The sequence below is a fragment of the Catenibacterium sp. genome (assembly GCF_052354645.1).
Taxonomy (GTDB): Bacteria; Bacillota_I; Bacilli_A; order Erysipelotrichales; family Coprobacillaceae; genus Catenibacterium; species Catenibacterium mitsuoka_A.
In genome coordinates this window covers 1-7860 of the sequence record NZ_DAWDDM010000080.1, presented here as the reverse complement: position 1 = coordinate 7860, position 7860 = coordinate 1, and the positions used below count along the sequence as shown (strand labels likewise).

The window sequence follows — 7860 nt, the reverse complement described above, 5'->3', positions numbered from 1 at the left end:
CATCTGGTTTAATGCCTGTGATTTAGGCAACTTAGGATTATTAAAATATGCTTATTTGTCTTCTCCTGAAAAAGTGATTGTTCATGCGCATAACAATGATTTCATGCAAAAAGGCAAGAAAGCACTTTTCTATAAATTTATGCATTATAGGAATAAAAAGAAAGTAAAACAATATGCAACTGATTATTTTGCTTGCTCAGAGCTTGCAGGAGAATTCTTTTTTGAAGATGAAGTGCGTCAAAGTCCGCATTATCATATTATTAATAATGCGATTGATTCAAAGAGATTTAAATTTGATAGTGAAATGAGAAATATTTACAGAAGAGATTTGCATCTAGAGAATAAAATAACTATTATAAATACTGCTCGTTTTAATTATCAAAAAAATTTACTATTCCTTATTGATATCTTTGAAGAGTTAAAGAATAGGGATGATCGTTTTGAACTCGTATTAGTAGGTGATGGTGAATTAAGAGGTGAACTTGAACAGAAGATTTCTGATTTAAATCTTACTGATAGTGTACAGCTATTAGGTTTACGTAGTGATATCCCGGAATTACTGTCAGCGGCTGATATATTCCTCTTCCCTTCTCGTTTTGAAGGATTTGGTATATCATTATTAGAAGCTCAGGCTTCTGGACTGTTATCCTTTACTTCCAAGACAGTTGTCCCAGAAAGTGTAGGGATTACAGATTTACTTACATATATTTCATTAGATGAATCTCCTGTAGAATGGGCAGATATGATTTATAGTCAATTCACTTCAAGAGACATTGATAGAAATAAATATACGGATATCATCAAAGAACAAGGATTTGATATCGATACAGAAGCTAAGAGATTAAAATCCTACTTAGATGATTAAAGAAAGGAAAACAGTTATGAAAAAATATTATTTACAGGTCACAATTGATTCTAATCTTGATGCCAGTACTAAAGCTGTTCAGGATTGTAATAAGATTCTTCATCAGAATGGTTATGAACCATTTGAAATTAATCTTTATAAATCAGGAAACAAGTATATCAAGAAGGTACATAACTTCTTAGCCTTCAATCATTTAAATAAGATTGATGAAGGTGCTTTACTTGTAGTACCTCATCCTCTTTATGTGAATAAGAAATATATTGATATCTTAGAGAAGGTAAAACAAAAAAAGCATATCAAGCTAGCATTCCTTATTCATGACTTAGATTCATTAAGAAAGCTATTCTTAAACGCTCAGGATGATTTTGAATATATGGATCATAAGATGTATGACATCTCTGACTATATTATTGCACATAACGATTGTATGATTGACTATTTAGTCACACAGGGAGTAAACAGAGAAAAGATTCATAATCTTCATATCTTTGACTATTTATGTGAATCAAATAATACAATCAAGTTTGATCGTTCTGTAAGTATTGCAGGTAACCTAGATGAAAAGAAGAGTAACTATCTTGCAAAGCTAAAGGATATTAAAGCAGTTCATTTTGATTTATATGGTGTACATTTAAATGAAGATATTCTTGCATCTAATATTACTTATCATGGTGCTTTCCCACCTGATGAAATCAATAACCAGTTATATAGTGGTTTTGGTTTAGTATGGGATGGAAGTTCTATTGAAAAATGTGATGGTAATACAGGAGAGTACTTAAAATATAATAACCCTCATAAATTATCTTTATATCTAGTATCTGGTATTCCAGTAGTAATCTGGAAGGAAGCTGCAGAAGCTAAATTTGTAGAAGAACATGGCTTAGGTATCACAGTCAACTCTTTAGATGAACTTGGAGAAAAATTTGCGAGTCTAAGTGAAGAAGAATACTTCGAAATGGTTAAAAATGTCGCAGTTGTTTCTAATAGACTTAAAAATGGATATTACCTAACTCAGGCAATCAAAGAAATTGAAGAGGCTTAAAGCCTCTTTTTCTTCTTTAACTCTTATTATTTTTGATTTATAATATTTGCGGTTTGTAACAAGGAAAGAGAGGTCTTGTATGAAAAAACAGAAATCACTTAAGTTGAATTTCATTATGAATGCATTACTTACAATGTCTTCATTCATATTCCCACTTATTACATTCCCATATGTATCGAGAGTATTAGGACCTACAGGAACAGGTCAGGTTAACTTTGCGACATCATTGATCACTTATTTCTCAATGTTTGCGCAGTTAGGTATTCCGACATATGGTATTAAAGTATGTGCACAGGTAAGAGATGATCATGAAAAACTCACAAGAACAACACAAGAATTATTAATTATAAATCTTGTCATGACTGTGATCTCTTATGTTGCGTTTATTATTGCGTTATTCGCAGTTCCAAAGCTTGCATCTGATAAGATGTTGTATGTGATTACTAGTAGTACTATCCTACTTACTACAATAGGTATGGAATGGCTTTATAAAGCTTTAGAACAGTATACATATATTACTATCCGTTCTATTATCTTCAAGTTTATTGGACTTATCGCAATGTTTATGTTAGTTCGTTCAAAGAACGATTATATTATGTATGCAGGTATTACAGTATTTGCGGCAAGTGCTTCATTTATTCTTAACTTATTAAATGCCCACAAATATATTGGTTTAAAACCAGTTGGACATTATAATTTCAAGAGACATTTCAAGCCAGTCGCTATCTTCTTTGCGATGAGCTGTGCAACTACAATCTATACTAATCTAGATTCAGTTATGTTGGGGTTCATGGCTACTAATGCAGATGTTGGTTACTATGGTGCAGCTGTTAAGATTAAGAACATTTTAGTATCTATCGTTACTTCACTAGGTACTGTATTACTTCCTAGAGCGGCTTATTATATTGAACACCAGCAGATGGATGAATTTAAGAAACTAAGCAGAAAAGCATTAAATTTCGTATTCATTATTGCATCACCAATGATGATCTATTTCATTCTCTTCGCAAAACAGGGTATCTTCTTTTTATCAGGCGATGCCTTTGCGCCAGCAGTTGTACCTATGCAGCTTATCATGCCTACCCTACTCCTTATTGGTATTACAAATATCTTGGGTATTCAGATTCTTGTACCATTAGGATATGAAAAAGCTGTACTTGTATCAGAAATAGTTGGTGCAGTGATTGACTTAGTGGTTAATGCATTATTGATTCCAGTATATCAATCAAGTGGTGCTGCAATTGGTACATTACTTGCAGAATTTGCGGTTATGGTCGTACAGTGTATTGCGTTAAAGAATGAAATCAAAACAGCCTTTAGTGATATTAAATACTTAAAGATTATTCTTGCGATTATTCTTGCATCACTTGCATCTTTCTGGGTGACTGCATTAAATTTACATGTATTTATCACACTCGTTATTTCAGCTATCTTGTTCTTTGGTGTATATGGTCTTGTACTCATCATTATGAAAGAAAAACTTGTGGTTGAAATATTGACACAAATATTTAGTAAGTTAAAACATAAAAGCGCATAATCTGCGCTTTTTGACTTATAAAACAATAAAGGGTATACTTTTATTGTAATGACTAATGAATATGAATGATGTAAAATAATTATATTCATATGAAGGAGGAAATCAGAGATATGCCTGATAAACAGAAAATCGGTATTTTAGGAGCTGGTACATGGGGTATGGCTCTTGCAAGAATGCTGGCTAATTGTGATAAGGAAGTAACAGTGTGGTCTGCCCTTCCACAGGAAGTGGAACAGTTAAGCACAACACATACACATCCAAAACTTTCTGGTGTAGATTTTCCTGAAACTATTCGTTATACAACAGATATAGAAGAAGCATGTACTAATCAGAATATTATTATGTTTGCGGTTCCTTCTATATTTGTAAGAAGCACAGCTGAAAAGGCTAAACCTTACATTAAAGATAATCAGATTATTGTAGATGTTGCGAAAGGTATTGAAGCAGATACATTCATGACTTTAACTGAAGTTATTGAAGATGTACTTGATAATGAAACATTACATCTTGTCGCCCTATCTGGTCCTACTCATGCAGAAGAAGTGGCAAGAGGATTACCTACTGCCATTGTATCTGCATGTAAGAATCTAGATGCCGCAAAGTATGTACAGAAGTTCTTTAGTAGTCCTTTTATGCGTGTGTATACAAATAACGATGTAAAAGGAATTGAAATCTGTGGTGCATTAAAGAATATTATTGCGTTAGCTGCTGGTATTTCTGGAGGCTTAGGTTATGGTGATAATGCCCGTGCAGCTTTAATCACAAGAGGTCTTGCAGAAATGGAGAGACTTGGTGGTAGAATTGGCTGTACACCACATACATTTAGTGGTTTAACTGGTATGGGTGACTTGATTGTGACTTGTACAAGTGAATTCAGTAGAAACAACCAGGCAGGTCATTTGATTGGTGAAGGTAAGACACCAGCAGAGGCAGTTAAGGAAGTAGGAATGGTTGTAGAAGGTATTAATGCATTACCTGCAGCTGTTCAGCTTGCAGAAACTTATAAAGTGGATATGCCTATTGTAATGACTGTCAATAAAATCGTTAATGAAGGCTTGAATCCAAAGGATGCAGTAAATGCATTATTACAGAGAGATTTAAAATCAGAAACACCTCTTCCATCTATTAATGATGTATTTGAAGAGTCAGTATTAAGAAAGACGAGGAAAAGTGGAATGAAGAGAGTTATTACTTATGGGACTTTTGACTTATTACATTATGGTCATATTAATCTATTAAGAAGAGCTAAAGAATTAGGTGATTACTTAATCGTTGGTTTATCAACAGATGAATTCAACTGGAATGAAAAACAGAAGAAGTGTTACTTTACTTATGAACAGAGAAAACAGTTACTAGAATCAGTTAGATATGTAGATTTAGTTATTCCTGAATGTGCATGGGATCAGAAACGTAAAGATGTTCATGAATATCATGTTGATACATTTGTTATGGGAGATGACTGGAAAGGTCAGTTTGACTTCTTAGAAGAAGAAGGTGCAGAAGTAGTATACTTACCTAGAACTCCTGAAATCAGTACAACTAGAATCAAAAAAGACTTGAATAAATAGTCATATTTTACTCGTTTATGAAGATGATATGTAATTTTTGTGTAATTATCACCTTAAAGGTTTTCATTTTTTCATTTACGAGTATAATGACGAATGAACCCGAATTATAGGAGGTAGTTATGAAGTTTATTACATCACGTGCCTTGGTCCTAGGTATCCAGGCTGTTGTATCTGCAGTGCTTGCATTCTTCGTAGTTAAGATTGGAATCTTACCTACAAAGTATTTAATGGCAGCATTCGCAGTATTAGTAGTATTATGGCTATTGATGTTCTTATTATCAAAGCCATCAAAGAAGAAAAAAGTTGCAAGACCTTTAATTGGTAAAATAGTGTCTCTTTTATTAAGTATCGCAATGGTATTTGGTACTAGTAAGATTATCAAAGGTGATTCATTCCTTTCATCTCTTACTAATGTAGGTACTGAAACAACTACTTATTCTTTAGTAGTATTAAAAAGCAGTGGTTATAAGAATGTTTCTTCATTAAAAGGAAAAACAATCGATTACTACGCAAACGATAAAAAGAAAGCGATGCAGGTAAAAGAAAAACTAGAGAAGCAGATCAGCTTCCATGGTAATGGTGAAGATGATAATGCGAAGCTTGCATCAGACTTATATAGTGGTGATTGTGATGCAATCCTATTAAATGAAAGTTATCGTGAAATGATCAAAGAAACTTATAGTAACTTTGAATCAAAGACTAAAGTATTATGGCAGGAAAAGATTGTAGAAGAAGTAGAAAATACTGCTTCTGATGTTAATGTAACTAAGAAGCCATTCGTATGTTATATTAGTGGTGTTGACTCTCGTGGTGGTGTAAATGAAAACAGCCGTTCAGACGTTAACCTATTAGTGACTATTAATCCAAACAATGGTCAGATGTTAATGACAAGTATTCCTAGAGACTATTATGTAAAACTTGCAAACTGTGGTAAGAAAGATAAATTAACTCATTCTGCTTTATATGGTGGAACAGAAAACAGTATAAAGACTATTGAAGATTTCTTAGACATCAACATTGATTTCTATGCAAGAGTTGATTTTCAGTCAGTTATCCAGTTAGTTGATGCGTTAGGTGGTATTGATATTTATTCTGATAAGGCATTTATTCCTTATACAGACCATGGTATTAAGATTCCTAAGGGAAATGTACATATGGATGGACGTATGGCCCTTGCATTCGCAAGAGAACGTTATACATACCAGTCTGGTGACCAGCATAGAACTGAAAACCAGCAGGCAGTATTACAGGCTATTATCAAGAAAGCAGTATCTCCAAAGATCTTAACTAACTATAGTGAAATCTTAGATTCTATCAAAGATACATTTACTACTAATATGCCATCTTCAAGTATCAGAGCTTTAGTTAATAAGCAGTTAGATGACAACATTAAATGGGATTTCCAGAAATCATTCCTTAAGGGTGAAGGTGTGATGCAGACCGGTGGTTACTCAATGCCTAAGACTAGGTTGTGGTACAGTATCCCAGATGAAGACAGTATTGAATTAAATTCTAAATACATCAACGCTATGTGTGATGGTAAGAAGATTGATACTGAAAAGAAAATCTTTGATGTAGAAAAAGCTGAACAAGAAGCTAAAGAAGCAGAAAAGAAAACAAACTAATTAAGTGGAACCTTTAATTTTTAAGGGGTGGTCAATAAAAAACTCGCTTTAAATATTTGGGGGTTTCCACTTGTGAAGGGCAGTCAGAAATGACTGCCCTTCAGCGCGCTCATATTAATCCTATTTAAATGTTTTATTGATTTTTTTCTTATAAGATCCTCTCTTTTTTCCCCTCTTTTGATTGTTTCATCAATAGCGTAAGAGGAAGGATTAGAGGATTTATTAAGAGAGTACATTAGTCTATTTCTCATTCTTGCAAAGTTCTGATATCCACATGCATTTGAAAGTATCTTATCTATTCTAGAATTGATTCCTTCTACTGGTCCATTAGATATTCTTCGACCATCTACTAAATCAAATGATGCACATATTTCATCAAACCAGTTTATAAGAGTTCCAGATAATGATATGAAGCCAGTGATTCCTGATGTTGCATATTTTTGAATTATTCTTGAAAGCCATTCTCTGCAGTTTTCAGAAGTAGCATAATGATTAAAGGCAATATACTGTTCCTTTAGATTGTATGCTTCTGTTAGTTCATTATCTATGCTTAGGATTATTTCAAGCAGTTGATGATAATCTATATATCTTTTAAGCTTTTTATTGTATCTTGCCTTGTTGAACGGAATATCATTGTAGTTTTTCAATATAAGGAAGTGAAACTTTTTGAGAAGATAATATTCAGTACTATCTTTTTGGTATCTTTTGCCTACTTTAATTCTGATATCATCTACTACTTTATTGATATTTTTTATGACATGAAATGAATCGCATAACAATACTGCCCCAGAAAAGTATTGATTCCTTACCAATCTGTACGTTTCATACATATCGATAGAGATATATTTGACTTTAGCGAGTTCTTTTTTATCGATTATCTGAGTATAACTTGACCATGCCTTCTTGGTTCTTCCATCAATGATATCTACAATTTCCATGGTCTTAAAATTAAGAATAGCACACATATATTTGTTTTGTCCTTTATGTCTCCAGTGCTTCTCATTAATACATATAATCTCAGGTAAAGGCTGTCTACGCATCTGACCATACTTATCAAATATTTCAACAACTTTAGTAGGACTTGTGTTAAAGAATCTAGCAACCAGTGAAAAAGTAGTTGTAGGTTCTTTAAGTTTATTCATGATTTTCTCCATTTCCCCGCGCCTTTGTTGCGCGGACACAAATATATAACCAAACTCAAATCCCCCAAAACTCTAGTGTGC

The 7860-nt window shown here is 33.1% G+C and carries 6 protein-coding genes and 1 pseudogene; 6 read left to right on the top strand and 1 reads right to left on the bottom strand.

Translation table 11 applies throughout. From position 1 onward, the window contains the following. The 6 genes and pseudogenes from ACT8VG_RS05090 to ACT8VG_RS05065 form a co-directional block, all read left to right on the top strand. On the top strand, window positions 1-865 hold an 865-nt coding region (locus tag ACT8VG_RS05090), incomplete at its 5' end, for a glycosyltransferase (RefSeq protein WP_444195330.1). Between the two features lie 16 nt (window positions 866-881). After that, the gene (locus ACT8VG_RS05085; protein WP_278243045.1) at window positions 882-1907 is read left to right on the top strand and encodes a hypothetical protein; all 1026 of its coding nucleotides are present in this window, start codon (window positions 882-884) and stop codon (window positions 1905-1907) included. Between the two features lie 79 nt (window positions 1908-1986). Continuing rightward, complete coding sequence (locus ACT8VG_RS05080; protein ID WP_187011853.1) at window positions 1987-3444, top strand: flippase; 1458 nt, start codon at window positions 1987-1989, stop codon at window positions 3442-3444. A gap of 89 nt (window positions 3445-3533) precedes the next feature. Next, window positions 3534-4541, top strand: a pseudogene (locus tag ACT8VG_RS05075) (NAD(P)H-dependent glycerol-3-phosphate dehydrogenase); the annotation flags it as partial. A 78-nt stretch (window positions 4542-4619) separates the two neighbouring features. After that, window positions 4620-5012 (top strand): glycerol-3-phosphate cytidylyltransferase, encoded by a 393-nt coding sequence (tagD, locus tag ACT8VG_RS05070; protein WP_226793721.1) that lies wholly within the window; start codon window positions 4620-4622, stop codon window positions 5010-5012. Window positions 5013-5131: 119 nt separating this feature from the next. Continuing rightward, entirely contained in the window at window positions 5132-6637 is a 1506-nt protein-coding gene (locus ACT8VG_RS05065; RefSeq protein WP_418402141.1) for an LCP family glycopolymer transferase, read from the top strand. Window positions 6638-6720: 83 nt separating this feature from the next. Here ACT8VG_RS05065 and ACT8VG_RS05060 read toward each other — a convergent pair whose 3' ends face one another. Then, window positions 6721-7779 carry an ISL3 family transposase gene (locus ACT8VG_RS05060; RefSeq protein ID WP_444195329.1) on the bottom strand — a complete coding sequence of 353 codons (1059 nt, stop codon included), beginning with the start codon at window positions 7777-7779 and terminating at the stop codon, window positions 6721-6723. Window positions 7780-7860: the final 81 nt, after the last annotated feature.

Bases quoted from the DNA above. Each gene is read 5' to 3' on its own strand.
- ACT8VG_RS05065 (WP_418402141.1), top strand. From the start codon at position 5,132: ATGAAGTTTATTACATCACGTGCCTTGGTCCTAGGTATCCAGGCTGTT.
- ACT8VG_RS05080 (WP_187011853.1), top strand. From the start codon at position 1,987: ATGAAAAAACAGAAATCACTTAAGTTGAATTTCATTATGAATGCATTA.
- tagD (WP_226793721.1), top strand. From the start codon at position 4,620: ATGAAGAGAGTTATTACTTATGGGACTTTTGACTTATTACATTATGGT.
- ACT8VG_RS05085 (WP_278243045.1), top strand. From the start codon at position 882: ATGAAAAAATATTATTTACAGGTCACAATTGATTCTAATCTTGATGCC.
- ACT8VG_RS05060 (WP_444195329.1), bottom strand. From the start codon at position 7,779: ATGAATAAACTTAAAGAACCTACAACTACTTTTTCACTGGTTGCTAGA.